This is a genomic window from Pseudomonas sp. McL0111 (assembly GCF_052567255.1).
Genome location: NZ_CP199585.1, coordinates 2,104,935 through 2,127,723 on the forward strand (window position 1 = coordinate 2,104,935; position 22,789 = coordinate 2,127,723).

21 protein-coding genes are annotated in these 22,789 nt (G+C 59.4%); 7 read left to right on the forward strand and 14 right to left on the reverse strand.

What is annotated here, in order from left to right:
* Positions 1-11 precede the first annotated feature (11 nt).
* The 3 genes from ACTWLJ_RS09515 to ACTWLJ_RS09525 all read right to left on the reverse strand — a co-directional run bounded on the left by ACTWLJ_RS09515 (position 12) and on the right by ACTWLJ_RS09525 (position 1,933).
* Positions 12-311, reverse strand: a complete 300-nt coding sequence (locus ACTWLJ_RS09515) for a hypothetical protein (protein ID WP_445180660.1) — start codon at positions 309-311, stop codon at positions 12-14.
* A gap of 315 nt (positions 312-626) precedes the next feature.
* Complete coding sequence (locus tag ACTWLJ_RS09520; protein WP_401216486.1) at positions 627-1,301, reverse strand: anti-sigma factor; 675 nt, start codon at positions 1,299-1,301, stop codon at positions 627-629.
* The gene (locus ACTWLJ_RS09525; RefSeq protein WP_445180661.1) at positions 1,298-1,933 is read right to left on the reverse strand and encodes a sigma-70 family RNA polymerase sigma factor; all 636 of its coding nucleotides are present in this window, start codon (positions 1,931-1,933) and stop codon (positions 1,298-1,300) included. Before ACTWLJ_RS09525 ends, ACTWLJ_RS09520 begins: the two co-directional genes overlap by 4 nt.
* A 148-nt stretch (positions 1,934-2,081) precedes the next feature.
* Here ACTWLJ_RS09525 and ACTWLJ_RS09530 point away from each other — a divergent pair, with 148 nt between their 5' ends.
* Positions 2,082-2,633, forward strand: coding sequence for a DUF2780 domain-containing protein (locus tag ACTWLJ_RS09530; protein ID WP_445180662.1), 552 nt, complete (start codon positions 2,082-2,084; stop codon positions 2,631-2,633).
* 14 nt (positions 2,634-2,647) lie between these two features.
* On the opposite strand, the gene ACTWLJ_RS09535 is transcribed toward ACTWLJ_RS09530, so the two are convergent.
* Positions 2,648-3,535 carry an acyltransferase gene (locus ACTWLJ_RS09535; RefSeq protein WP_445180663.1) on the reverse strand — a complete coding sequence of 296 codons (888 nt, stop codon included), beginning with the start codon at positions 3,533-3,535 and terminating at the stop codon, positions 2,648-2,650.
* Positions 3,536-3,843: 308 nt separating this feature from the next.
* On the opposite strand from ACTWLJ_RS09535, the gene rloA2 reads away from it, so the two are divergent.
* The 4 genes from rloA2 (at position 3,844) to creD (ending at position 8,092) form a co-directional block, all read left to right on the forward strand.
* On the forward strand, positions 3,844-4,350 hold the full coding sequence (gene rloA2 / locus ACTWLJ_RS09540) for a retropepsin-like aspartic peptidase RloA2 (RefSeq protein ID WP_401216482.1): 507 nt from the start codon (positions 3,844-3,846) through the stop codon (positions 4,348-4,350).
* A 72-nt stretch (positions 4,351-4,422) separates the two neighbouring features.
* Positions 4,423-5,103 (forward strand): two-component system response regulator CreB, encoded by a 681-nt coding sequence (creB, locus tag ACTWLJ_RS09545; protein ID WP_445180664.1) that lies wholly within the window; start codon positions 4,423-4,425, stop codon positions 5,101-5,103.
* Complete coding sequence (creC, locus tag ACTWLJ_RS09550; protein ID WP_445180665.1) at positions 5,103-6,521, forward strand: two-component system sensor histidine kinase CreC; 1,419 nt, start codon at positions 5,103-5,105, stop codon at positions 6,519-6,521. Before creB ends, creC begins: the two co-directional genes overlap by 1 nt.
* A gap of 200 nt (positions 6,522-6,721) precedes the next feature.
* A complete protein-coding gene (gene creD, locus ACTWLJ_RS09555) occupies positions 6,722-8,092 on the forward strand; it encodes a cell envelope integrity protein CreD (protein WP_445180666.1) in 1,371 nt (456 codons plus the stop codon).
* 263 nt (positions 8,093-8,355) lie between these two features.
* On the opposite strand, the gene ACTWLJ_RS09560 is transcribed toward creD, so the two are convergent.
* The 8 genes from ACTWLJ_RS09560 to ACTWLJ_RS09595 all read right to left on the reverse strand — a co-directional run bounded on the left by ACTWLJ_RS09560 (position 8,356) and on the right by ACTWLJ_RS09595 (position 17,611).
* Positions 8,356-8,985, reverse strand: a complete 630-nt coding sequence (locus ACTWLJ_RS09560; protein WP_445180667.1) for a glutathione S-transferase — start codon at positions 8,983-8,985, stop codon at positions 8,356-8,358.
* A 186-nt stretch (positions 8,986-9,171) separates the two neighbouring features.
* The gene (locus ACTWLJ_RS09565) at positions 9,172-9,351 is read right to left on the reverse strand and encodes a hypothetical protein (protein ID WP_445180668.1); all 180 of its coding nucleotides are present in this window, start codon (positions 9,349-9,351) and stop codon (positions 9,172-9,174) included.
* Positions 9,348-10,478 (reverse strand): PepSY-associated TM helix domain-containing protein, encoded by a 1,131-nt coding sequence (locus ACTWLJ_RS09570; protein WP_445180669.1) that lies wholly within the window; start codon positions 10,476-10,478, stop codon positions 9,348-9,350. Before ACTWLJ_RS09570 ends, ACTWLJ_RS09565 begins: the two co-directional genes overlap by 4 nt.
* 74 nt (positions 10,479-10,552) lie before the next feature.
* Positions 10,553-12,991 carry a TonB-dependent siderophore receptor gene (locus ACTWLJ_RS09575; protein ID WP_445180670.1) on the reverse strand — a complete coding sequence of 813 codons (2,439 nt, stop codon included), beginning with the start codon at positions 12,989-12,991 and terminating at the stop codon, positions 10,553-10,555.
* A gap of 266 nt (positions 12,992-13,257) precedes the next feature.
* On the reverse strand, positions 13,258-14,232 hold the full coding sequence (locus ACTWLJ_RS09580) for a FecR domain-containing protein (protein ID WP_445180671.1): 975 nt from the start codon (positions 14,230-14,232) through the stop codon (positions 13,258-13,260).
* Positions 14,229-14,747: an RNA polymerase sigma factor gene (locus ACTWLJ_RS09585; protein ID WP_401216473.1), complete on the reverse strand. Its 519-nt coding sequence runs from the start codon at positions 14,745-14,747 to the stop codon at positions 14,229-14,231. The genes ACTWLJ_RS09580 and ACTWLJ_RS09585 overlap by 4 nt, the downstream gene beginning before the upstream one ends.
* 225 nt (positions 14,748-14,972) lie before the next feature.
* Positions 14,973-15,680, reverse strand: coding sequence for a 3'-5' exonuclease (locus ACTWLJ_RS09590; RefSeq protein WP_445180672.1), 708 nt, complete (start codon positions 15,678-15,680; stop codon positions 14,973-14,975).
* The gene (locus ACTWLJ_RS09595) at positions 15,677-17,611 is read right to left on the reverse strand and encodes a DUF294 nucleotidyltransferase-like domain-containing protein (RefSeq protein WP_445180673.1); all 1,935 of its coding nucleotides are present in this window, start codon (positions 17,609-17,611) and stop codon (positions 15,677-15,679) included. Before ACTWLJ_RS09595 ends, ACTWLJ_RS09590 begins: the two co-directional genes overlap by 4 nt.
* A 259-nt stretch (positions 17,612-17,870) precedes the next feature.
* Between ACTWLJ_RS09595 and ACTWLJ_RS09600 the strand changes: the two genes are divergently transcribed.
* Complete coding sequence (locus ACTWLJ_RS09600) at positions 17,871-18,317, forward strand: response regulator (protein ID WP_401216470.1); 447 nt, start codon at positions 17,871-17,873, stop codon at positions 18,315-18,317.
* A gap of 155 nt (positions 18,318-18,472) precedes the next feature.
* On the opposite strand, the gene ACTWLJ_RS09605 is transcribed toward ACTWLJ_RS09600, so the two are convergent.
* Positions 18,473-20,650 (reverse strand): malate synthase G, encoded by a 2,178-nt coding sequence (locus ACTWLJ_RS09605; RefSeq protein WP_445180674.1) that lies wholly within the window; start codon positions 20,648-20,650, stop codon positions 18,473-18,475.
* A 499-nt stretch (positions 20,651-21,149) separates the two neighbouring features.
* On the opposite strand from ACTWLJ_RS09605, the gene ACTWLJ_RS09610 reads away from it, so the two are divergent.
* A complete protein-coding gene (locus tag ACTWLJ_RS09610) occupies positions 21,150-21,668 on the forward strand; it encodes a glycine cleavage system protein R (protein WP_401216467.1) in 519 nt (172 codons plus the stop codon).
* A 103-nt stretch (positions 21,669-21,771) separates the two neighbouring features.
* Here the strand turns inward: ACTWLJ_RS09610 and rarD are convergent, their stop codons facing one another.
* Positions 21,772-22,659: an EamA family transporter RarD gene (gene rarD / locus ACTWLJ_RS09615; protein ID WP_445180675.1), complete on the reverse strand. Its 888-nt coding sequence runs from the start codon at positions 22,657-22,659 to the stop codon at positions 21,772-21,774.
* Positions 22,660-22,789: the final 130 nt, after the last annotated feature.

Genomic DNA, 22,789 nt, shown 5'->3' on the forward strand with positions numbered 1-22,789 from the left:
AGTCAGACCAATTATTTAAATGCGCACTTGCTGGCGTCACCGTCATTGGTTGCGCAGTCATCGCCTTTCCAATTGCTTCCAGTGGCTTTTACCGGAACTTCAAGCCTTAATCCGGAAGACGCGCCCAGGTCGCCCTTGCCTTCATAGCGGCAGATTACGACCGAATTGGTGCTGTCTTTATCTTGAAGGCGTGCAGAGGTGAACTTGAAGCTTTCAGAGTTAACAGTGAGAGTCGGGCAGGTTGCTGCATACGCAGTGCTCATCATTGCCAGGGTGACCAAGGCTCCAGTGATAATTTTCAGCTTCATCATTTGTACTCCGTTACGTAATGGGAGTAAGAATGTTCGCTGTGTTGTGTGGATGCGCCAACTGTCAGATCTGACAGGTTGTTAGGCTTTTCCGCGATAAATAATTTTTTTCTAATAAGCTCAGCGGCGACCTCAGTGGCGCCGTTTTTCATTGGTGGAACGGAGAACTGTGGCGAGGGGATTTATCCCCGATGGGTGGCGAAGCCGCCCTAAATTAATCCGGCGCGACCTGCCAGATAGAACACGGTTGAAGGTTTTGCGACTGCTACGCAGCCGATCGGGGATAAATCCCCTCGCCACAAAAGCGTGCTGCCTGTATCAGAGGGCAGCCAATGCGCCTTGATAGAGAACCGGACCAGTCGGCTGTCCGGTCGGCGAACCGCCCTTCGGTTCAAGGCTGACAGCCAGTGCAATCGGTTTACCGATCAGCGCTTTCTGCGCCTCGTTCAGCTCAACCTTGCCTTTGCCTCCGGCCGGAATCACGCCGAGGGAAATCGGTTTGCCATCCGCCGGAATCGCCCACAGTTCCAGACTACGCCCCGGATCGACGGCGGCCAGGGTCAGTGGTTCGACTTGCAGGTAATCGTCGTGCGCTTCGACTTTGAGTGCCGGTTGCGCGTCGGCTGTTTGCAGGGTTGCGCGGTAGCGTGCGTCGTCGCGGTTGTAGAGCGAGCCGAGGAAGACGATTACCAGCACCGAACACAGCGCAGCAGTAGCGCGCAGCCAGTTCCAGAACGGACGTTTCTCAGGAACATGCAGCACTTGCGGCTCGATGCGGGCGGTGATGCCTTGCCACACGCGATCCGGCACCGGATGTTCCGGCAGCGCCTCGGTGAGGCTGACGAGGCTTTCCTGCCATTGCGCCAGTTCCGTACGCAATGCGGCGTCATCCAGCAGTAATTGTTCGAAGCGTCGGCGCGCAGGTGCAGACATCAAGCCGATGGCGTAATCGGCGGCGAGGGCGCGGCGCAGGGCGGGGGTCTGGTAGTTCATGATTCAAGGCACCTGCGCAGGCGCTCCATGCCTCGGCGAATCCACGATTTGACCGAGCCCAGCGGCGCCGCCAGATGTTCGGCCAGTTCCGAGCAGGACAAACCCTGAAAGTAGGCCACGGTAATCGACTGGCGCTGCATGCCTTCGAGGGTTTCCAGGCAGCGGTTCAGCGCGCGGGCTTCGCGGGCGCTGCTCAACTGGTCATGCGCCGAAGGACTTTCGTCGGGCAGGGTGTCCTGTTCGATATCGGTCAGCGGCCGGTCATGATTTTTACGTAACTGGTCGATGGCCTGGTTGCGGGTGATGTTGATCATCCAGGTCATCGGCGCCGACAGATGTGCTTGATAGCGTGAGGCGTTGTTCCAGATCCGTACAAAGCTTTCCTGCAACACTTCTTCGGCCAGATCCGGACGCCCCATGAAACGCAGGGCCACACCGTGCAGGCGCGGGCCGACGCTGCGGTACAGCGTTTCGAATGCGCGGCGGTCACCCAGTGAACACTGGGCAAGCAATTGTCTGAGCTGATCGGGATCGGCGATGGAAATGACGACTCTCCAGGCAAAAGTACGGCGACGAGCGGTGGTCTCGGGTTGCTCACAGGCTAGTTCAGCAACAGCAGTTGTGCCATTCATCGCGGCAATTCCAGGGTTTCACGTTCTCTATACGTGGCTATGATGAAAATGGATGCACTGGCGAGGAACATGCTGGTACGAGGCCGGTCAAATCGGCAGTTTTGCCATCCATTGATGGATGGTTACCACAGCGCATGAGGATGTCTGAATGAAGATTTCACGCGGTATTGCCCTGGCTTCGCTGATGACCCTTGCGGCGAGTCCGGTGTTTGCAGGTTTCAGCCTGGACGACGTGACCAAGGCCGCTTCAAGCATGCAGGGCGGCAACGCGGCCACTGCCGCCGCCCCGACATCGGAAACCGCCGGTCTGTTGCAAGCCGTCACGGGGCTGGGTGTTACGCCGCAACAAGCCGTGGGCGGCACCAGTGCGATGTTCGGACTGGCGAAGAACAAGCTCAGCGGCAGCGATTATTCCGAGCTGGCCAAGAGCGTGCCGGGCCTCGACAAACTCTCGGGCGGAGCCGGTCAGTTGGGCGCGCTGAGCAGCGTGCTGGGTTCTTCCGGCAAGTCGGCCGGTCTGGATAACGCGCTGGGTAATGTGAAAAACACCAGTGATCTGGACAGCGCGTTCGGCGCGTTGGGCATGAACGACGGCATGGTCGGCCAGTTCGCGCCGGTGATCCTCAAGTATCTGGGTGATCAGGGCGTTGGCGGTTCGCTGCTGAAAACACTCGGCGGTGTCTGGGGCGTCGGTAGCTAACCCACGCCTGCCAGTCAACGGCGCTCGCTGCGCAGTTCAGCGATGCGCCGGTCCTTCTCGTTCCAGAGTTGGTTGACCCAGTTCTGGACGCTCTCGCGAAACAGCGGATCATTTTCGTAATCGCCCTGCGACAGCGCCGGGTCGAGTTCACGAGTCTGGATATCGATGATCACGCGCGGCACGCTGCCATTGATCAAGTCCCAGAATCCCGGAATCTTGTCCTGTGGATAAACCACGGTGACGTCGAGCATCGCATCCAGTTGTTCACCCATCGCCGCCAGAACAAACGCCACGCCGCCAGCCTTGGGCTTGAGCAGGTGATTGAACGGTGACTTCTGCTGCGCGCTTTTTTCAGCGGTGTAGCGGGTGCCTTCCAGATAATTCACCACGGTCACCGGCTGACGCTTGAACAGCTCGCAGGCCTGTTTGGTGATTTCCAGATCCTTGCCCGCCAACTCCGGGTGTTTGGCCAGAAAAGCCTTGGAGTAGCGCTTCATGAACGGGTAATCCAATGCCCACCACGCCAGCCCGAGAAACGGCACCCAGATCAGTTCTTTCTTGAGGAAGAACTTGAAGAACGGCGTGCGGCGGTTGAGGGTCTGGATCAGCGCGGGGATATCAACCCACGACTGGTGGTTGCTGACGACCAGATATGACGTATCGACCCGCAGGTTTTCACCGCCGCGAATGTCCCATTGGGTGGGGATGCACAGACGAAAGATCAGCTTGTCGATTTCGGCCCAGGTCTCGGCGATCCACATCACCGCCCACGAGGCATAATCGCGCCAGCGCCCGGGCGCGACCAGTTTGAGCAGGGCAAACACCATCAATGGCCCGATCAGGATCAGGGTGTTGAGCAACAGCAGAAGGGTGACGAAACAGCCGGTGAGCAGGCGGCGCATAAGCAACTCTATGAATTTGAATAGGCGCGCCATGATAAGCAGCTTCGCGCGACAGGCCAAATTTGCACTGACAAATGTTTCACTTTTGGCTGGTTATGCTGCAGGTTAAATGTGCATTGACTGTGCTGGCCTCATCGCTGGCAAGCCAGCTCCCACAGGTTTTTCTGGTGCGTGCACGATCTATGTTCACTGAAGCTCCCTGTGGGAGCTGGCTTGCCAGCGATGCGATTTCAGTAGCGAACCAATTGTGTGCAAGCTGTCTAAAATCTCGCGTCTGCCGCCCCCATTTTTTCAAGGAAGCCCTTTACGTGAAATCTCTCCTTGCACTGTTTGCCCTCGTCGCGCTGCCGGTCATGGCCGCCGAGCCGACCCTGTACGGGCGTTACGAATACATCGCGCTGCCGGAAATCGGCGGTGAAGTGCTCAAGGCCAAAATGGATACCGGCGCGCTGACTGCCTCGCTGTCGGCCAAGGACATCGAAACCTTCACCCGCGATGGCGAGGACTGGGTGCGTTTCCGTCTCGGCACCAAAGATGCGGACAACAAAGTCTATGAACACAAGGTCGCGCGGATCAGCAAGATCAAGAGTCGCTCCGACGAGGACGACGAGGAGCGCCCGGCCACCGAAGTCGCGAAACGGCCAGTGGTCGATCTGGAGCTGTGCCTGGGCAACGTCAAGCGTACCGTGGAGGTCAACCTGACCGACCGCAGCAACTTCAACTATCCGTTGCTGATCGGTGCCAAGGCCTTGCGCGAGTTTGGCGCAGCGGTAAACCCGGCCCGGCGCTTCACCGCCGACAAACCGGACTGCTGAGCCAAGTGGTCTCATTGACGTAACGCGAGGCTTGGGGCACCGTTCGCGCACTCAACCACGGGCTCGGACGCCATGCCTCATATTCTGATTGTCGAAGACGAAGCGGCAATTGCCGACACGCTGATATTTGCCTTGCAGGGCGAGGGGTTCGGAACCACGTGGCTGAGCCTCGGCGAGGCTGCGCTTGAGCATCAACGGCAGACGCCGGCCGACCTGATCATTCTCGACATCGGTCTGCCGGACATCAGCGGTTTTGAAACCTGCAAACAGCTGCGGCGTTTCAGCGAAGTGCCGGTGTTGTTCCTCAGTGCACGGGATGCCGAGATCGACCGCGTCGTAGGCCTGGAGATCGGCGCCGACAATTACGTGGTCAAGCCGTTCAGCCCCCGGGAAGTCGCGGCGCGAGTGCGGGCGATCCTCAAGCGCATGGCCCCGCGCCCGCAGATTGAGGCAACTTCGGCGCTGTTTCGCATCGATCCCGAGCGCGTGCAGATCATCTATCGTGGCCAGCCCTTGAGCCTGACTCGTCACGAATTCCGCCTGTTGCAATGCTTGCTCGAACAACCCGAGCGGGTTTTCAGTCGCGAGCAATTGCTCGATGCGCTGGGTATCGCCGCCGATGCCGGGTACGAGCGCAGCATCGACAGCCATATCAAAAGCGTGCGTGCAAAATTGCGTCTGGTGCGCGCCGAGGCCGAGCCGATCCAGACCCATCGCGGCCTCGGTTACAGCTACAGCCCGGGGCATAGCTGATGTCCTTGGGGCTGCGGATTTTTTTTGTGTATGTGCTGTTTGTCGGCCTGACCGGTTATTTCGTACTCAATACGGTGATGGAAGAAATCCGTCCCGGAGTACGCCAGTCCACCGAAGAAACCCTGGTCGACACCGCTAATCTGATGGCGGAAATACTTCGTGACGATTTCAAGGCCGGCACCCTCAGCGAGAACCGCTGGCCCGAATTGCTTCGCGCCTATGGTGATCGCCAGCCAAAAGCGACGATCTGGGGTTTGCCGAAAAATCAGGTCAACCATCGCATCTACGTCACTGACGCCAAAGGCATCGTCGTGCTGGATTCCAGCGGTGTCGCGGTTGGTCAGGACTATTCGCGCTGGAACGACGTCTACCTGACCCTGCGCGGCGAGTACGGCGCGCGCTCCACGCGCAGCGATCCGAATAACGCGAGTTCGTCGGTGATGCACGTTGGCGCACCGATCCGCGATAACGGCCAGATCATCGGCGTGGTCACCGTGGCCAAGCCTAATAGCTCATTGCAGCCTTACGTTGATCGCACTGAACGGCGATTGCTGTTTTACGGCGCCGGACTGATCGGCCTCGGCTTGTTGTTCGGCGCATTGTTGTCGTGGTGGCTGAGTCGTGCGCTGCATCGCCTGACCGGTTACGCCCAAGCCGTGAGTGAAGGGCGCCGCGTGGAGGTGCCGCATTATCGCGGCGGCGAGTTGGAGCAACTGGCGACAGCCGTGGAACAGATGCGCACTCAGCTCGAAGGCAAGGCCTACGTCGAGCGTTACGTGCACACGTTGACCCATGAACTGAAGAGCCCGCTGGCGGCAATTCGTGGGGCGGCGGAGTTGCTGCACAGCGATATGTCGCCGGAGCAGCGTTCGCGGTTCGTCGGCAACATCGACAGCGAAAGTGCGCGGATGCAGCAATTGATCGAACGGCTGCTGAATCTGGCGCAAGTCGAGCAACGTCAGGGGTTGGAGGAGCGGGTTGCGGTGCCACTGGCGGCGTTGGTCGATGAGTTGTTGCAGGCGCAGGCGGCGCGGATTGAAGGCCGGCAACTGCGGATCGAACAGGCGATTGCGGCGGATTTGGCGCTGGTTGGTGAGCCGTTTCTGCTGCGCCAAGCGTTGGGTAATCTGCTGGAAAATGCGCTGGATTTCACCCCGCTGCAGGGCTGGTTGCGCTTCAGTGCCGAGCGGGTGGGTGAGTTGATCGAGTTTCGGCTGTTCAATGAAACGGCGTCAATTCCCGACTATGCGTTGCCGCGTCTCACCGAGCGCTTTTACTCCTTGCCGCGCCCGGACAGCGGGCGCAAAAGCACCGGGTTGGGGCTGAACTTTGTTGAAGAGGTGGTGAAGTTGCATGGCGGGTCGATGAGCATCGGCAATATTGAGGGCGGCGTGGAAGTGACATTGCGCCTGCCTTGAAACCGAGTCGCGGCCTTCGCGGGCAAGCCCGCTTCCACAGGTTTTTGCGTCGGATGCAAACATTGGGTACATCCAAATCACTGTGGGAGCTGGCTTGCCAGCGATGAGGCCAGAACAGTCTCCACACAATCTCCACATTCCCCCCACAAAGCCCCCATACCCGCAAACCAGACTCTGCCCATCAAAACAGGGAGAGTCCCATGAACAAGAATCTGACGATGAAACTCGGGGCCATTGCCCTGCTGATCCTGCTGTTGCTGGTGCCGTTGCTGATGATCGACGGGGTTATCGATGATCGCCAGCAACTGCGCGACGGCGTGCTTGAAGACATCGCCCGCAGTTCCAGTTACAGCCAGCAGGTGAGCGGACCGGTGATGGTGGTGCCGTATCGCAAAGTTATCCACAACTGGAAAATCAACGACAAAACCAACCAGCGTTATGACGAGCCTAGTGAAGAACGTGGGCGTCTGTACTTCCTGCCGGAGCGTTTCGAACTCGATGGCCAGGTGCAGACCGAATTGCGCGCACGGGGCATTTACGAGGCGCGGCTGTTCCACGCTGACAATCGCATCAGCGGGAATTTTTCGTTGCCGGCGCAGTTGGGAATTCAGGAGGACTTCAGCGATTACCGGTTTGACGCGCCATTTCTCGCAGTCGGTATCAGCGACATTCGCGGGATCGAAAATGCCCTGAAACTGGAACTCGATGGCCAACGTCTGGACTTCGTTCCGGGCACCCAAGTCGGCTGGCTGGGCGAGGGGGTGCGGGTGACGTTACCGTTGCTGGACACCAGCAAAACCACGCAACTGGCATTCGGTTTTGACCTGCGCCTGCAAGGCACCGGTTCGTTGCAGGTGCTGCCGGTGGGCAAGTCCAGCAGCGTGAGCCTGACTGCCAACTGGCCGCATCCTAGTTTTGTCGGCAACTTCCTGCCGGCCAAGCGCGAAATCAGCGATGCCGGTTTCAGTGCCGATTGGCAGACCACGTTCTTCTCGACCAACCTGCAAGACGCCATGAGCCGTTGCGTCAACAGCAACGATTGCGATGCGTTCAATGGCCGCAGCTTTGGGGTGAGTTTCATCGATCCGGTGGATCAGTACCTTAAGAGTGATCGGGCGATCAAATACGCCTTGCTGTTCATCGTGCTGACGTTTGCCGGATTCTTCCTGTTCGAAGTGCTCAAGAGTCTGGCGGTACACCCGGTGCAATACGCATTGGTCGGTGTGGCGCTGGCGTTCTTTTATCTGTTGCTGCTGTCGCTGTCGGAACACATCGGCTTTACCTTGGCGTATCTGTTGTCGGCGAGTGGTTGTGTGTTGTTGATCGGGTTTTATGTCTGCCATGTGTTGCGCAGCGTGCGCCATGGTTTGAGTTTCTCGGCGGGATTGGCGGCGTTGTATGGCTTGCTGTATGGCTTGTTGAGTGCCGAGGATTACGCGCTGCTGATGGGCTCGTTGCTGCTGTTCGGTTTGCTGGGTGTGTTCATGGTGCTGACGCGCAAACTCGACTGGTACGGGATCGGGCAGAAGCCGGGCAAGCCGTTGGAGTTTGATGTGGGGACGATGCAATGAGCGGGTTGCGTGAGGACCAGCGGGAGGTGGAGGTGTTGGTGACGCTGATTTTTGCGTCACTGCCGCCGGAGCCGAGGTGGTGCAATCGCTGGCAAGCCAGCTCCCACAGGATTTGTGTCGATTCAGAACATTCCAATCCAACCCACAACCAACATGGGGTGCAGCTCCCAAGGGATTTGTGCTGAATCAGATCTCTCTGTCTTACCCAATTCCAATGTGGGAGCTGGCTTGCCAGCGATGAGGCCGGAGCAGGCGCCGACTATTTAAGGCTTGGGCATAGTCGCGACCATGGACGGTCGCTGGCTTACCTCAAAGAACCAGTTGGCCAGTTGTGGATTGGCCGTGCGCCAGTCCAGGTCCGCGTGGCGTAGATCGATATAACCCAAGGCGCAGGCAACGCTGATCGCGGCTACATCGAAATGGCTGGTCAGCTCGGCAATCGCCTCGGCTTCCAGCACGGCGAGGGCACGACGGATTTTGTCGCGCTGGGCGTCGAGCCATTCGTCCCAATGTTTTTCCGGGGCGCGCAGGACCAGTTCGTAACGCACCATCACCGAGGCGTCCATGATCCCGTCGGCCATCGAGGCCAGGGTAAGGCGCCGCCAGCGGGCCGGGCCTTCGCGGGGGATCAGCGGGTTTCCGACGTGTTGACTGTCGAGGTATTCGAGGATAACCCGGCTGTCATGGATGACGTTGCCGTCGGCCAGACGCAAGGCCGGGATCTTGCCCAACGGGTTGTCCGCATTCAGCGCCGGATCAGGATTGACCGGGGTGAGGACGCAGTCCTGCAACGCGACGCGATCCTGTTGGCCGGTCTCGTAAAGCAGCACCATCACTTTGCGCACGAATGGCGAGAGGGTGTTGTGGAACAGGGTCATGCTGGGGGCGGACATTGGCAAACCTCGGTGGTCATCGAAGAGCCGTTAGCCTAGACAGATCCTGGGTGGCTGGCGAGGAATTGATGGTGTTGATGAGATCGCCTTCGCTGGCAAGCCAGCTCCCACAGGACTCTCGGGTGAACCGGTCATATGTGTTCACCACAAAAAACTGTGGGAGCTGGCTTGCCAGCGAAGAGGCCATCACCCGCGCCGCAGTAATCCCTTCAATGCCAGATAAGCCGGCACACCCAGTCCGACCCAGCCCAGACTGTCCCAGATCCCATCCCCCAACAACGCGGCAAACAACCCCGCCGCAGTCAGTAGCGCAATCACCAGCGGTGTGCTGAAGACCTTCCAGAAATTCGACTGACGCGGCTTCATGCAGAGGCCTCCGCCGTTTCCAGCACAGGTTTCGCCGCTTTGCGCCGCACCAGCCACAGATACACGCCACTGCCGAGGACGATGATGGTCAGCACATCGAGCGTGGCCCAGAGGATTTTCATCGGCATGCCGCCGTAGTCCCCGAAGTGCAGCGGTTGCGACATGCCCATGACGTCCATGTACCACGGACGCTCAGCCACGGCGGTGACTTGCAGCGTGCTGGCGTCGATCAATACCGGCGTCAGCAGATGCGAAGTCAGATGCGTGCCGCCCTTCATGAATACCGAGTAATGGTGCTCGCTGGAAAAGCGCGTACCGGGAAAGGCAATGAAATCCGGGTTCATACCCGGTGCGACTTCTCGGGCGATGTCCAGCAGGCGAGTGGCCGGGGCCAGTTGCGTCAGCGGTGGCGCATCGCGGTACGGCTCGACCATCGCGGTCAGGGTGTCGCTGCGCCATGCGGCGATGATCAAGTCGGCGCAGGCGCTGATCACGCCGGTCACGCCGACCGTCAGCGCCCAGGCCAGGGTGACCACGCCGATCAGGTTGTGCAGATCGAGCCAACGCAGGCGGGTGGATTTGTCCTGGCGCACGGTGCCGAATTTCAACCGGCGCATGAACGGCAGGTACAGCACCGTCCCGGAAACAATCGCGACCACAAACAGCAAACCCATGAACGCCAGCAGCAACTTGCCGGGCAATCCGGCAAACATATCGACATGCATGCGCAGGATGAACAGCATCACGCCGCCATTGGCTGAAGGCGTTTCCAGCGCTTCACCGGTGCGCGCATCGAGCATGAAGGTGTGCGAGGAATTCGGTTCGGTGCCGGCGGTTTTTGCCATGATTGTCAGCACGGCGTTGGGCTCGTCGTCCTCGAAACCGAAGTACTGCACGACTTCGTCGGGGCGGTGTTTTTCTGCGGCTTGCACCAGTTGCGCCAGATTCAGGCGCGGCGTGTCGGCCGGCATCTCGCGCACCTGCGGCGCATCGCCGAGCAGATGGTCGATCTCGTGATGGAAAATCAGCGGCAAACCGGTCAATGCCAGCATCAGCAAAAACACGGTGCAGATCAGGCTGGTCCAGGTGTGGATGAACGACCAGCGACGAATTGTTTTACTTTTCATTTCATGACCTTCAAAAACACCAAAGCCGTCCACGAGGGACGGCCTGGTTACAGGGCCTGTTTCAGCTCTGTCGCTTACCACTTGTAGGTGGCGCTGGCGATGACGCTGCGCTGGTCGCCGTAGTAGCAATAGAAACCGTCGCAGGTGGAAATGTAGTCCTTGTCGAACAGGTTGGTCGCGTTGAGTGCCAGCGACGCGCCTTTGAGACTGTTGTCCAGACGACCGAGGTCGTAATGCACGGCAGCGTCGAACACGGTGTAAGCGTCAGCCTTGCCCAGCCAGGTGTTGGCCTTGTCACCGTAGGTGTTGCCGGTGTAACGCACACCGCCGCCGATGCCGAAGCCGTCGAGTACGCCGGCATGCCAGGTGTAGTCGGTCCACAGCGAGGCTTGCTGGTTGGGCATCAGTTGCAGGCGATTGCCCTTGTCGACGCCGTTCTGCACTTCAGATTTGGCCAAGGTGTAGGCGGCGATGACTTTCAGGTTATCGGTAACGTCCGAGACCGCTTCCAGTTCCAGGCCTTTGACTTTCACTTCGCCGGTCTGGCTGGTGATCGATATGCCATCGACGAAGGTGTTGACCGAGACGTTCTTCTGGGTGAGGTCATACACGGCGGCGCTCAACAGGGTCTTGCTGCCCGGTGGCTGGTACTTGATGCCCAGTTCCCACTGCTTGCCTTCGGTTGGTTTGAGCGAACCGGTGGAGGTGGCATCGGCACCGCTGGTTGGCTGGAAGGATTCGGCATACGACAGGTATGGCACGAAACCTGAATCAAACACGTAGCTGATGGCCGCATTACCGCTGAACGCCTTGTCGCGCTGGGTATTGGTGGCGTCGCCCTTGTTGAGGAACCGGGTGCTGGTGTGTACCCAGTCTTCACGGCCACCCAAGGTCAGGCGCCACTGATCGAGGGCCATTTGATCTTGAACATACAGACCGGTCTGGTAGGTCTTCTGATCGTAGTCATAGTAGGCGGATGAGCGTGAAGGACGGGTGATCGGCTGACCATAAACCGGGTTGTTAACGTTGATGTCCGGCGCGGTACCGAAGATCGACGTGTAATTGTTGTTGCTGCGTTGGTGATCCAGACCGAGCAGCAGCGTGTGGCGGATGTCACCGGTAGCGAAGTCGGCCTGGAAGTTGTTGTCCACCGCGAACTGGCTGATGTCCTCGTCGACATTGGTGGTGCCTCGCCCGACGTTGCCTGCATCGTCAACGGTGAAACCGGCATAGGCCGGGTTGTAGCTGTTGACGGTCACGGTCTGGAACGACAGATCCGACTTGGTGTAACGCAGGTTCTGCTTGAACTGCCACACGTCGTTGAGGCGATGTTCGAAGGCATAACCGAGCGCGTAGTAGGTGCGGTCGTAGTAGTCGTAGTCAGGATCGCCCAGGTTTTTGTGGTGGGAGATTTTACCGAACGGCATGTCGATCTTGGTGCCCTGGATCGGATAGAACTGACTGGTGACCCCGGTATCGTCGCGGGTGAATTGCGATAGCAGGGTGAGTTTGGTGTCGTCGTCGATGTTCCACGTCAGGCTCGGCGCAATGTTGTAGCGCTTGTCGTCGATGTGGTCGATCTGGGTACCACCGTCACGGATTACACCGCTGATACCGTAGAGAAACTCGCCGGCATCGTCGATCTTGCCGGTGCTGGCGAAGTTGATCTGACGGTGATTGTCGCTGCCGTATTGCAACTGGACTTCACTGCTGGCGACGTCGCTCGGACGGCGGCTGACCATATCCAGCAAACCGCCTGGCGGGGTCTGGCCGTAAACCGACGAGGCCGGGCCACGCAGCAGGGCGAGGCGGTCGAGGTTCCAGGTTTCCTGTTTCGGGTTGGCGTACACGCCTTTTGGCAGCGGCAGACCGTCGAGGAACTGAGTCGGCTCGAAACCGCGCACGCGCAACCAGTCGGCGCGGGTGTCGCTGCCGTAGCTGCTGGCGGTGATGCCGGGCATGTAACGCACCGCGTCATCGAGGCTGTGTACGCCGCGATCTTCCATTTGCTGGCGAGTGGCGATCGAGATCGAACGCGGCGCTTCAACCAGTGCGGTGTCGGTCTTGGTGCCGGCGGCGGTGCGGGTGGCGGTGTAGCCTTCAACCGGGCCCCAGGCGCTTTCAGCGTTTTCCACGCCGATGACCGAAGTTTCCGGCAGGGCCATTACGCCTTCCGGCACGGCGACGAGGGTGTAAGTGCCGGTGCTGCTTTGTTCCAGCTGAAGACCGGTGCCGCGCAGCGCTGCACGCAGCGCGCCGGCCGCATCATATTGGCCGCTTACCGGCGCCGAGGTCTTGCCCGCTGCGAGCGCAGGGCTCAGCGACAGAGCGAGGCCGCCCTGGCTGGCGATCTGATTCAGGGTGGTCGCCAATGGTGCAGCCGGCAGGTTGTAGGCGCGAACGCTGGACGCTTGTTCAGCGGCGAGCAACGGGCTGCTGATCAGCGGGGCGCTGAGGGCAATTGCGACGGCCAGCAGACTGGGGCGCAACAAGGTGTCTAGCGAACGGGACATACGGCGGCTCATGAATGAAAATATTTCTCAATTGCCTGTCTGCCGCACGAGAATCAAAAAGTGATAGGGCTAGATGAAAATAATTTCGATTAACTTGGAAATGAGGGCTGCTGAGTCCTGAGGAATAGCCTATTTGTGGTGTGGGCCACTGGCCCCATCGCTGGCAAGCCAGCTCCCACAGTTTTCAGTGTTGTTCACAAAATTAATGTCACCGCAGATTCCTGTGGGAGCTGGCTTGCCAGCGATGAGGGCTATCAGGCTCCACATTAGTCAGGTTTGATATCAGCCTTGGCCACGGTCACCCAATACGGTGTGTGCTGCTCGATCTGCACCGGCAGGGTCGGCAGCAGAGCGCTCAAGGCTTTGTCGGTGTCGTGCAGCGGGAAGCTGCCGGTGATGCGCAAGTCAGCCACTTCCGGGGCCACGGCCAGATAGCCACGACGATAGCGACCCAGCTCATGCACCAGATCCCCCAGCCGGGCGTTATCCACCACCAGCATCCCGCGAGTCCACGCATCGGCGCCGGGGTTGAGCGCCAGAATCGGGTCCAGCCCGTCGCTGCGCATCAGCACCTGCTGGCCTTCACGGAGGATTTGCTCTTCAGGATTGGATTCTGCGTGCGCGGCCACCGCCGACTGCAACACACTCAAGCGTGTGCCTTGTTCCTCGCGTTTGACCAGGAACCGTGTGACCAGCGCGCGCATGCTGCCTTCGCGGGTCTCGACAATGAACGGACGCGCATCGCCGTGACCGGTTTCGACAAGGATTTCGCCTTCCTGCAAGACGATCAGCCGTCGCTTGTCATCGAAACGCACATCCACCGCGCTGTGGGTATTGAGGTTGAGCACAGTGCCGTCGGCCAGACGCAAGGTGCGTTGCTCGCCAGTGGCGGTGCGTTGATCGGCGAGCCAGTAATCCACTGGCAAATAACGATCACCGGCGAACAACGCCAGACCCATCACCGCAACCACGCTGGCCACTCCGCTGCCAAGTTTGCGCACCCGACGGCGGATGCCTTCGCGTGATTGCAGCAGGGCACTGCGGGCCGGGCCATTGGCGACGCTGAAACGTTGATCGAGCATGCCCAACTGACGCCAGGCGCGGGCATGTTCTTCATTGGCCGCGTGCCACTTGGTGAACTCTTCGCGCTCCAGCGGGCTGCTGGAATCCAGCGTCAGTTGCCAGGCAATCGCGGCGTCCAGCACATGGGCGGAGACCGGGCGGGAGCTGGCCGGACTCATGTCGGTTCACCGTACAGGGCGACGTAGCACTGGCGAATACCCTGGGCCAGATACTGCCGAACCCGTGGCACCGATACGCCGAGTTTGCTGGCGATCTCGGCATGGCCGAGGCCGTCGAGGCGGTTATAAAGGAAAGCGGCGCGGGCCTTGGTCGACAGTTTACCGAGCAAGCGGTCGATAGCCTTGAGGTCTTCGAGAATCAGTTGTTGCTCTTCCACCGACGGCTGTTCGCCTTCGGGGATCAGCATCAATTCGGTGAGGTAAGCCTGTTCCAGCGCAGCGCGGCGGAAGTAATCGAACAGCAGACCCTTGGCGATGGCCACCAGAAACGCCCGTGGCTCGCGGGGTGACAGCAGTTCTTCGCGGCCGAGCAGGCGCACGAAAGTGTCCTGGCTCAGATCTTCGGCGCGCTGCGGGCAGGCCACGTTGCGTCGCAGCCACGTCAGCAGCCAACCGCGATGGTCGCGATACAACGCACCGACGAGCTCACTGTGAGGGCTTGGGACTGACGACACCGGGTCACCGATTGGGAAAGGTTAACTAACGAGAATTGATCGCGATTCTCGCAGAGGTGAGAATGCTTAGCAATTGGCCACCGGTCGGGTGGTATCAGCGAGACCGCGTTATCGTTCTTCGCGGGCAAGCCACGCTCCCACAGGTTTTGCACTGATTTTGGGAGTAGCGCATGACCTGTGGGAGCGTGGCTTGCCCGCGAAGAGGCCGGAACTGACGCCGATAATCTAAAAGGACGGCGCCTGCTGCCGGCGTTTCCACTGGCTCAGGCGTTGTTGAAGATTCAGCGGGCTATGGATTTGCTGCGCCCGAGCGCGACTGAACAGGATCAACGCCAATTCTGCCGTCGCCAGCGCGTCGGCACTCGCGTTGTGTCGTTCGAACACTTCCAGCCGGAACCAGTCGACCCACTCATCCAGCCCGGCCTCACGAATATTCGCCTGCGGACACAGCAGCGGCGCCATCTCGGCGACGTCGAGAAAAACATGCTGCAATTTGTAACCCAGGTGCTCCTTGAGCGCCCGGCCGAGCATGTGCTGATCGAACGGCGCATGAAACGCCAGTAACGGACTGTCGCCGACAAACTCCATGAACTCCAGCAATGCCTCGCTCGGCTCGCTACCGGCGGCAATCGCGCTGGGCCCCAAACCGTGAATCAATACGCTGGGGCTGAGCTTGAGTTCGCGGCATTGCAGGGTGCGTTCGAACTGCTGGCTGAAATCGATGGCGCCGTCCTCGATCACCACCGCGCCAATCGACAGCACCCGATCCTTGTTCAGGTTGAGCCCGGTGGTTTCCAGATCCAGCACCACCCAGCGTTGTTCGCGCAGGCTGCATTCGCTCAGTTCGCTACCCGTTGGCAAACTCGACAGCCGTTGCTGCACATCCTCCTGCAACACCGGACTGGCCGGGCGCAGCCACGAAAACAGACTCATAGCTGATACCGCAAGGTCAGGCTGCTTTGCAGGCGTTGGGCCTGACGCAGGGACTCACGCAGGATGCGCCGGTCCAGATGATTGAGGCTGTCGGGATCAACCCGGTTCGAATACGGCAGATTCTCCCGGGTCTGCAACTGATGCTGCTGCATACGCGTTTGCTGAATGAAGTGGTACGCCTCTTCATAGGCCGCACCGTCGAGCCGCTCGATGACTTGTTTTTCCACCAGTTGGCGGAAGCGCTCCAGAGTGTTGTTGGTATCGATGCCGTTGGCCAGCGCCAGCAGACGTGCACCATCGACAAAGGGTGTGAGGCCCTGGACTTTCAGGTCCAGCGTGGCTTTCTCGCCGTTCTTGCGCGCCAGCACAAAATCGCGGAAACGCCCCACGGGCGGACGATTGCGCAGGGCGTTGTCGGCCATCATGCGCTGGAACAATCGGTTGTCGCCGACCTGATCGAGAATGCCCCGGCGCAATTGTTCGCAAGCCTGTTCATCGCCCCAGACCACACGCAAGTCGAAATAGATGCTCGACCCCAACAGATTCTCCGGCGTCGCCTCGCGGATAAACGCCGCAAACCGCCGCGCCCACTCCGCCCGGGACAGGCACAGTTCGGGATTGCCGGCCATGATGTTGCCTTTGCACAGGGTGAAGCCGCACTGCGCCAGGCTCTGGTTGATTTGCTGCGCAATCGGCAGCAGCTTGCCGCGAATCTCCGCTGCATGTGCCGCGTCCCGCGCTTCGAACAGAATGCCGTTGTCCTGATCGGTGTGCAGCGTCTGCTCGCGCCGGCCTTCGCTGCCGAAACACAGCCAACTGAACGGCACGCCGGGATCGCCGCGTTCGGCGAGGGTCAGTTCGATTACCCGGCACACGGTGTGGTCGTTGAGCAACGTAATAATGTGGGTGATCTGCGTGGACGATGCGCCGTGCGCCAGCATGCGCTCGACCAGTTGGCCGATCTCGCCACGCAGGGTCACCAGTTGTTCGACCCGTTGTGCGCTGCGGATCGTGCGCGCCAGATGCACCAGATCGACTCGTTGCAGCGAGAACAGATCACGCTCCGAGACCACGCCGCACAGGCGTTGATCCTTGAACAGACAGACGTGGGCGATGTGCCGTTCGGTCATGGCAATCGCCGCATCAAAAGCGCTGTGATCCGGCGAAAGGTAGAACGGCGAGCAGGTCATGTGGCGCTCGATGGCTTCGCTGAAATCGGCGACGCCTTCAGCCACCACATGGCGTAAATCACGCAGGGTGAAAATCCCCAGCGGCGCCTTGTGTTCATCCACCGCGACGATGCTGCCGACTTGCTGCTCGTGCATCAACTTCACCGCTTCACGCAACGGCGTGTCTGGCGTGCAGGTTACCGGGTGGCGCATGGCCAATTCGCCGAGGCGGGTGTTGAGCGAATATTGGGTGCCAAGGGTTTCCACGGCTTTCTGCTGGACTTGCTGGTTGACCTGATCCAGCAGGCTGCTGACCCCGCGCAAGGCGAAATCGCGAAAGGCATTGGAGAGGGCGAACAGTTTGATGAACGCCAGTTTGTTCAGTTGCAGGCAGAAGGTGTCTTCGCCAGCCAGGTGCTCGGTGCGGGTCGCCCGTTCGCCGAGCAGTGCGGCGAGGGGAAAGCACTCGCCGGTGGTGATTTCAAACGTGGTTTCGGTCCCGGGTTTGGTGATGTGCTGACGCTCGCCGACTACCCGGCCCTGTTTGACGATGTAGAAGTGTTCGACCGGGCCGTCGGCGGGTTTGATGATGCTCTCGCCCTGGCCGTAAAAACGCAGTTGGCATTGCTCCACCAGATACGCCAGGTGGGCATGTTCCATTTGATTGAAGGGCGGGAAGCGCTGGAGGAATTGCAGGGTGCCCTGAATGTTCTGCAATACCGCGGTTTTCCCTGCCTGGGTGAAGGCGTCCGCTTTACTCATAACCATTACCGCAGTCTTTTTCGAATTGTTGTTGTCGGATCGTTGCAGCCATGGTCGGCCCCATCGCGCAGGGTGCCCATTGGACGTAAGTCTAGGTTTGACGACCGTTGGCGAGTTTTCGGACATGCCCTACGCAAACAGTCGGAAATTCTCTTTGTTCACCTCTTGGAAAAAAATCCGACGAAGTGCACATTGAAGCTCTGCTTAGCGATGTCTGACCACTGTGCTAGGGGATTGATTTGAGAATGTAGAGAAAGCCATGTCCGACCACGATATTTTGAGCGACGCCGAGCGGGAAGCGCTCAGCGCTGTGATGCTCGAACCCGATCTGCCACCGCAGCGTGTATTGATCGTTGATGACGACAAGGACGCCCGGGAACTGTTGTCGGAGATTCTGGCGCTCGACGGCATCCGCTGCATGACCGCCGCCAGCGGTGAAACCGCGCTCAGGATGCTGGAAGACAAACCTTCGATTGGTCTGGTGATCACAGATCTGCGCATGGGCAATGTCGGTGGCCTGGATCTGGTCCGTCAGGTGCGTGAATCAGTACGGGCGGCGATGCCGATCATCATTGTTTCCGGCGATGCCGATGTGAAAGACGCGATTGCAGCAATGCATTTGAGCGTGGTGGATTTCCTGCTCAAGCCGATTGATACCAACAAGCTGCTGGCGTTGGTCAAACACGAGCTTGGGATGGAACCGTGACCTGTTGAAGATCAAAAGATCGCAGCCTTCGGCAGCTCCTACATGAGCTCAACTGTAGGAGCTGCCGAAGGCTGCGATCTTTTGATTGTGCGCCAACAAAAAAGCCCTGATCCAAAAAGGATCAGGGCTTTTTCACATCCGGCATCTACGCAAGATTACAGGCCGTTGGCAGCCTTGAACTCGCGACGACGACGGTGCAGCACCGGCTCGGTGTAGCCGTTCGGCTGTTTAGTGCCTTCGATCACCAGTTCGACCGCCGCCTGGAAGGCGATGTTGCTGTCGAAGTTCGGTGCCAGCGGACGGTACAGCGCGTCGTTGGCGTTCTGACGATCCACCACCGGCGCCATGCGCTTGAGGCTTTCCATCACTTGCGCTTCGGTGACGACACCGTGGCGCAGCCAGTTGGCGATGTGCTGGCTGGAGATACGCAGCGTTGCGCGGTCTTCCATCAGGCCGACGTCATTGATGTCCGGCACTTTCGAGCAACCGACGCCCTGGTCGATCCAGCGCACCACGTAACCGAGAATGCCCTGGGAGTTGTTGTCCAGTTCGTTCTTGATCTGCTCTGGCGTCCAGTTCGGGTTGACCGCCAGCGGGATGGTCAGAATGTCGTCCACCGAAGCGCGAGCACGTTTGGCCAGTTCGGCCTGACGGGCGAACACGTCAACCTTGTGGTAATGCAGCGCGTGCAGTGCAGCCGCGGTTGGCGACGGCACCCAGGCGGTATTGGCACCGGCCAGCGGGTGAGCAATTTTCTGTTCAAGCATCGCGGCCATCAGATCGGGCATGGCCCACATGCCTTTACCGATCTGGGCGCGACCTTGCAGGCCAGTGCTCAGACCGATATCGACGTTCCAGTTCTCGTAGGCGCCGATCCACTTCTCAGCCTTCATGTCGGCCTTGCGCACCATTGGGCCGGCTTCCATGGAGGTGTGGATTTCGTCGCCGGTACGGTCGAGGAAACCGGTGTTGATGAACACCACGCGCTCGCTGGCTGCCTTGATGCACGCCTTGAGGTTGACCGTGGTACGGCGCTCCTCGTCCATGATCCCGACTTTCAGCGTGTTGCGTTTCAAGTCCAGCACGTCTTCGATGCGACCGAACAACTCATTGGTGAACGCGGCTTCTTCCGGACCGTGCATCTTCGGTTTAACGATGTAGACCGAACCGGTGCGGGTGTTTTTGCGCGAGGTGTTGCCGTTCAGGTTGTGCATCGCCGCAAGGCAAGTGACCAGACCGTCGAGGATGCCTTCCGGCACTTCGTTACCGTCTTTGTCGAGGATCGCGTCGATGGTCATCAAGTGGCCAACGTTGCGCACGAACAACAGCGAACGACCGTGCAGGGTCACTTCACCACCGTTGACCGTGGTGTAGGTGCGGTCAGGGTTCATGGTGCGAGTGAAGGTCTGGCCGCCCTTGGAAACGGATTCCGACAGGTCGCCCTTCATCAGGCCGAGCCAGTTGCGGTAGATCACCACTTTGTCGTCGGCATCGACGGCAGCCACGGAGTCTTCGCAGTCCATGATGGTGGTCAGTGCCGCTTCCATCAGGACGTCTTTGACGCCGGCAGCGTCGGTCTGGCCGACAGGGGTTGTGGCGTCGATCTGGATTTCGAAATGCAGACCGTTGTGTTTCAGCAGGATCGCGATTGGCGCGCTGGCCTCGCCCTGGAAACCGATCAGTTGCGCATCGTCACGCAGGCCGGTGTTGCTGCCACCCTTGAGGGTGACCTGCAATTTGCCGTCGGTGATGGTGTATTTGGTGGAATCGACGTGCGAGCCAGCAGCCAACGGCGCGGCTTCGTCGAGGAATGCACGGGCGAAGGCGATGACTTTGTCGCCACGCGCCTTGTTGTAGCCTTTGCCTTTCTCTGCGCCACCGGCATCGCTGATCGCGTCGGTGCCGTAGAGGGCGTCATACAGCGAACCCCAGCGGGCGTTCGAAGCATTGAGAGCGAAGCGGGCGTTCATCACCGGAACCACGAGTTGCGGGCCGGCGGTACGGGCGATTTCGTCATCGACGTTTTGCGTCGTTGCCTGGAAATCAGCCGCTTCTGGCAGCAGATAACCGATTTCTTGCAGGAAGGCTTTATAGGCCACGGCGTCATGTGCCTGGCCGGCGCGTTCCTGATGCCAGGCATCAACGCGCGCCTGGAAGTCATCGCGTTTGGCGAGTAGGGCTTTGTTCTTCGGCGCCAGGTCGTGAATGACCTTGTCGGCACCTTCCCAGAATTTTTCGGCGGTGAGGCCGGTACCGGGAATGGCTTCGTTGTTCACGAAGTCGAACAGGACTTTGGCGACCTGCAGGCCACCGACTTGAACGTGTTCAGTCATTGCTTGCCTCACTCTGCTCAGCTATTTCGCTTTTCAGCTCTTCAAATTGACAATGAAGCCTCTGGCCATTTAAACCACAAACCCCTCAACCAGTGCATGCCATTTCTGGCGGCTGGGTTGGGACCAATCAACGGCTTGGGGCCTTGCTGACGGGGCTTTCAGGGTTGCGAACATGCCTTGGGCAGACATCGATTCAGCGTTATGTAGTGCGCGCAGCGGCATACTACATGATGAATTGCGCTTGTGAAAATCAGACTAATTACGTCGATCTGCGACCCCATGACGCATTGCGGTCACGACGCGGCACGGGATGTTCTCAAAAAACTATTGGATTGTTCCAGCTAAATATCAAAAGTTGTACACATAAATACTATGTGCCTGCTATGGGCCCTCCTTTCCTGTGGCCATAAATGGTTGCCATAAGTGTTGGGATGCTGAATCAGGTCCCTTGCCTATACTTGCCCTTCTATAACAAAAGTCATGACAAGAGGGCTGCGCCATGGACCATCTCGTACTCACCGTCTTCGCCCCGGACAAGCCCGGGCAGGTCGAGCGCATTGCCCAATGCATCGCCGAGCACGGCGGCAACTGGCTGGAAAGCCGCATGTCACGGATGGCCGGGCAGTTCGCGGGGATTCTTCGGGTGGGCGTGCCAGCGGAGGCTTACGACGAATTAGTCGATGCCTTACAGGCATTGTCGGCACATGGCATTCGTGTGTTGATCGCCGAAAGCGGTATCGAGCAATCCTGCACCTGGAAACCGATCGCCATGGAGCTGGTGGGCAACGACCGCCCGGGGATCGTGCGCGACATCACCCGATTGCTCAGCGAGCAGGGCGTCAATCTGGAACGGCTGGTGACCGAAGTGCGACCGGCACCGATGAGCAGTGAGCCGCTGTTCCACGCCGAGGCGATTCTTGCGGTACCGCTGACCTTGTCGCTGGACGTGCTGCAATCGCGCCTGGAAACCCTGGCGGACGATCTGATGGTGGAGTTGGTTCTGCGCACCGATCCCTGATCAGGTTATCCAGTTTTTATATGCACCTGCTTGTGGATAACCTTGGGAAGGAACGTTGCAGGCCACGAGAACTGTGGCCTGCGAAGCTTAGTACGTTTTTTGATCAGGCGCGGCGACGCAAACTTATCCACGCATCGACGCTGTACACCGCCAGACCTGCCCAGATAAACATGAACGCTATCAGCGTGCTGGATGACAACTGCTCACCGAACAGCAGCACTGCCTGCAACAACACCAGCGTTGGTGCGATGTATTGCAGGAAACCGATGGTGGTGTAGGGCAAGTGGCGCGTGGCCGCGTTGAAGCACACCAGCGGCACCAACGTTACCGGGCCGGCCGCGATCAGCCACCAGGCTTGAGAAGTCGTCCAGAACTCGGGTTGAGCGCTGGTTGCGGTCTGATTGAACAGCAACCATGCAAAGGCAATCGGTACCAGCATCCAGGTTTCTACTACCAGCCCCGGCAACGCCTTGACCGGCGCCTGTTTACGGATCAACCCGTAGAACCCAAAGGTCAGCGCCAGCACCAGCGACACCCACGGCAGACTGCCGACCTGCCACACCTGCTGCGCCACACCGACTGCCGCCAGCCCGACCGCAACCCACTGCATGCGGCGCAAGCGTTCGCCAAGAATCAGCATCCCCAGCAGCACGTTGACCAGCGGGTTGATGTAGTAACCGAGGCTCGCTTCGAGCATCCGCCCGTTATTCACCGACCACACATAGGTCAGCCAGTTGGCCGCGATCAGCGTGCCGCTCAATGCCAGAATTGCCAGACGCTTGGGGTTGTCGAGCAGCTCGCGCAACCAGCCCGTATGTTTCCAGACCATCAGCAGCAATGCGCCGAACAGTGCCGACCAGAGCACCCGATGGATGATGATTTCGACTGCCGGAACCTCGGCAATGGCTTTGAAGTAGATCGGGAACAGGCCCCAGATGATGTAGGCGGTCAGGCCCAGAATGTACCCGCGACGCGGGTTGGCGGCTTGCATGCAGAATCCTTGCGTGGGCAGCTGGCAAAGGAGGGATTGTAAGGAGATTTGTCGGCGGATGTCCGAGCTGATTAGTCAGAAAATTGTGAACACAGATCCATGTGGGAGCTAGCCTGCTAGCGATTGCGCT

What these genes read in the sequence shown, in the direction of transcription:
- ACTWLJ_RS09515 (WP_445180660.1), bottom strand. Translation starts at nt 311, where the DNA reads ATGATGAAGCTGAAAATTATCACTGGAGCCTTGGTCACCCTGGCAATG.
- ACTWLJ_RS09520 (WP_401216486.1), bottom strand. Translation starts at nt 1,301, where the DNA reads ATGAACTACCAGACCCCCGCCCTGCGCCGCGCCCTCGCCGCCGATTAC.
- ACTWLJ_RS09525 (WP_445180661.1), bottom strand. Translation starts at nt 1,933, where the DNA reads ATGAATGGCACAACTGCTGTTGCTGAACTAGCCTGTGAGCAACCCGAG.
- ACTWLJ_RS09530 (WP_445180662.1), top strand. Translation starts at nt 2,082, where the DNA reads ATGAAGATTTCACGCGGTATTGCCCTGGCTTCGCTGATGACCCTTGCG.
- ACTWLJ_RS09535 (WP_445180663.1), bottom strand. Translation starts at nt 3,535, where the DNA reads ATGCGCCGCCTGCTCACCGGCTGTTTCGTCACCCTTCTGCTGTTGCTC.
- creB (WP_445180664.1), top strand. Translation starts at nt 4,423, where the DNA reads ATGCCTCATATTCTGATTGTCGAAGACGAAGCGGCAATTGCCGACACG.
- creC (WP_445180665.1), top strand. Translation starts at nt 5,103, where the DNA reads ATGTCCTTGGGGCTGCGGATTTTTTTTGTGTATGTGCTGTTTGTCGGC.
- creD (WP_445180666.1), top strand. Translation starts at nt 6,722, where the DNA reads ATGAACAAGAATCTGACGATGAAACTCGGGGCCATTGCCCTGCTGATC.
- ACTWLJ_RS09560 (WP_445180667.1), bottom strand. Translation starts at nt 8,985, where the DNA reads ATGTCCGCCCCCAGCATGACCCTGTTCCACAACACCCTCTCGCCATTC.
- ACTWLJ_RS09565 (WP_445180668.1), bottom strand. Translation starts at nt 9,351, where the DNA reads ATGAAGCCGCGTCAGTCGAATTTCTGGAAGGTCTTCAGCACACCGCTG.
- ACTWLJ_RS09570 (WP_445180669.1), bottom strand. Translation starts at nt 10,478, where the DNA reads ATGAAAAGTAAAACAATTCGTCGCTGGTCGTTCATCCACACCTGGACC.
- ACTWLJ_RS09575 (WP_445180670.1), bottom strand. Translation starts at nt 12,991, where the DNA reads ATGTCCCGTTCGCTAGACACCTTGTTGCGCCCCAGTCTGCTGGCCGTC.
- ACTWLJ_RS09580 (WP_445180671.1), bottom strand. Translation starts at nt 14,232, where the DNA reads ATGAGTCCGGCCAGCTCCCGCCCGGTCTCCGCCCATGTGCTGGACGCC.
- ACTWLJ_RS09590 (WP_445180672.1), bottom strand. Translation starts at nt 15,680, where the DNA reads ATGAGTCTGTTTTCGTGGCTGCGCCCGGCCAGTCCGGTGTTGCAGGAG.
- ACTWLJ_RS09595 (WP_445180673.1), bottom strand. Translation starts at nt 17,611, where the DNA reads ATGAGTAAAGCGGACGCCTTCACCCAGGCAGGGAAAACCGCGGTATTG.
- ACTWLJ_RS09600 (WP_401216470.1), top strand. Translation starts at nt 17,871, where the DNA reads ATGTCCGACCACGATATTTTGAGCGACGCCGAGCGGGAAGCGCTCAGC.
- ACTWLJ_RS09605 (WP_445180674.1), bottom strand. Translation starts at nt 20,650, where the DNA reads ATGACTGAACACGTTCAAGTCGGTGGCCTGCAGGTCGCCAAAGTCCTG.
- ACTWLJ_RS09610 (WP_401216467.1), top strand. Translation starts at nt 21,150, where the DNA reads ATGGACCATCTCGTACTCACCGTCTTCGCCCCGGACAAGCCCGGGCAG.
- rarD (WP_445180675.1), bottom strand. Translation starts at nt 22,659, where the DNA reads ATGCAAGCCGCCAACCCGCGTCGCGGGTACATTCTGGGCCTGACCGCC.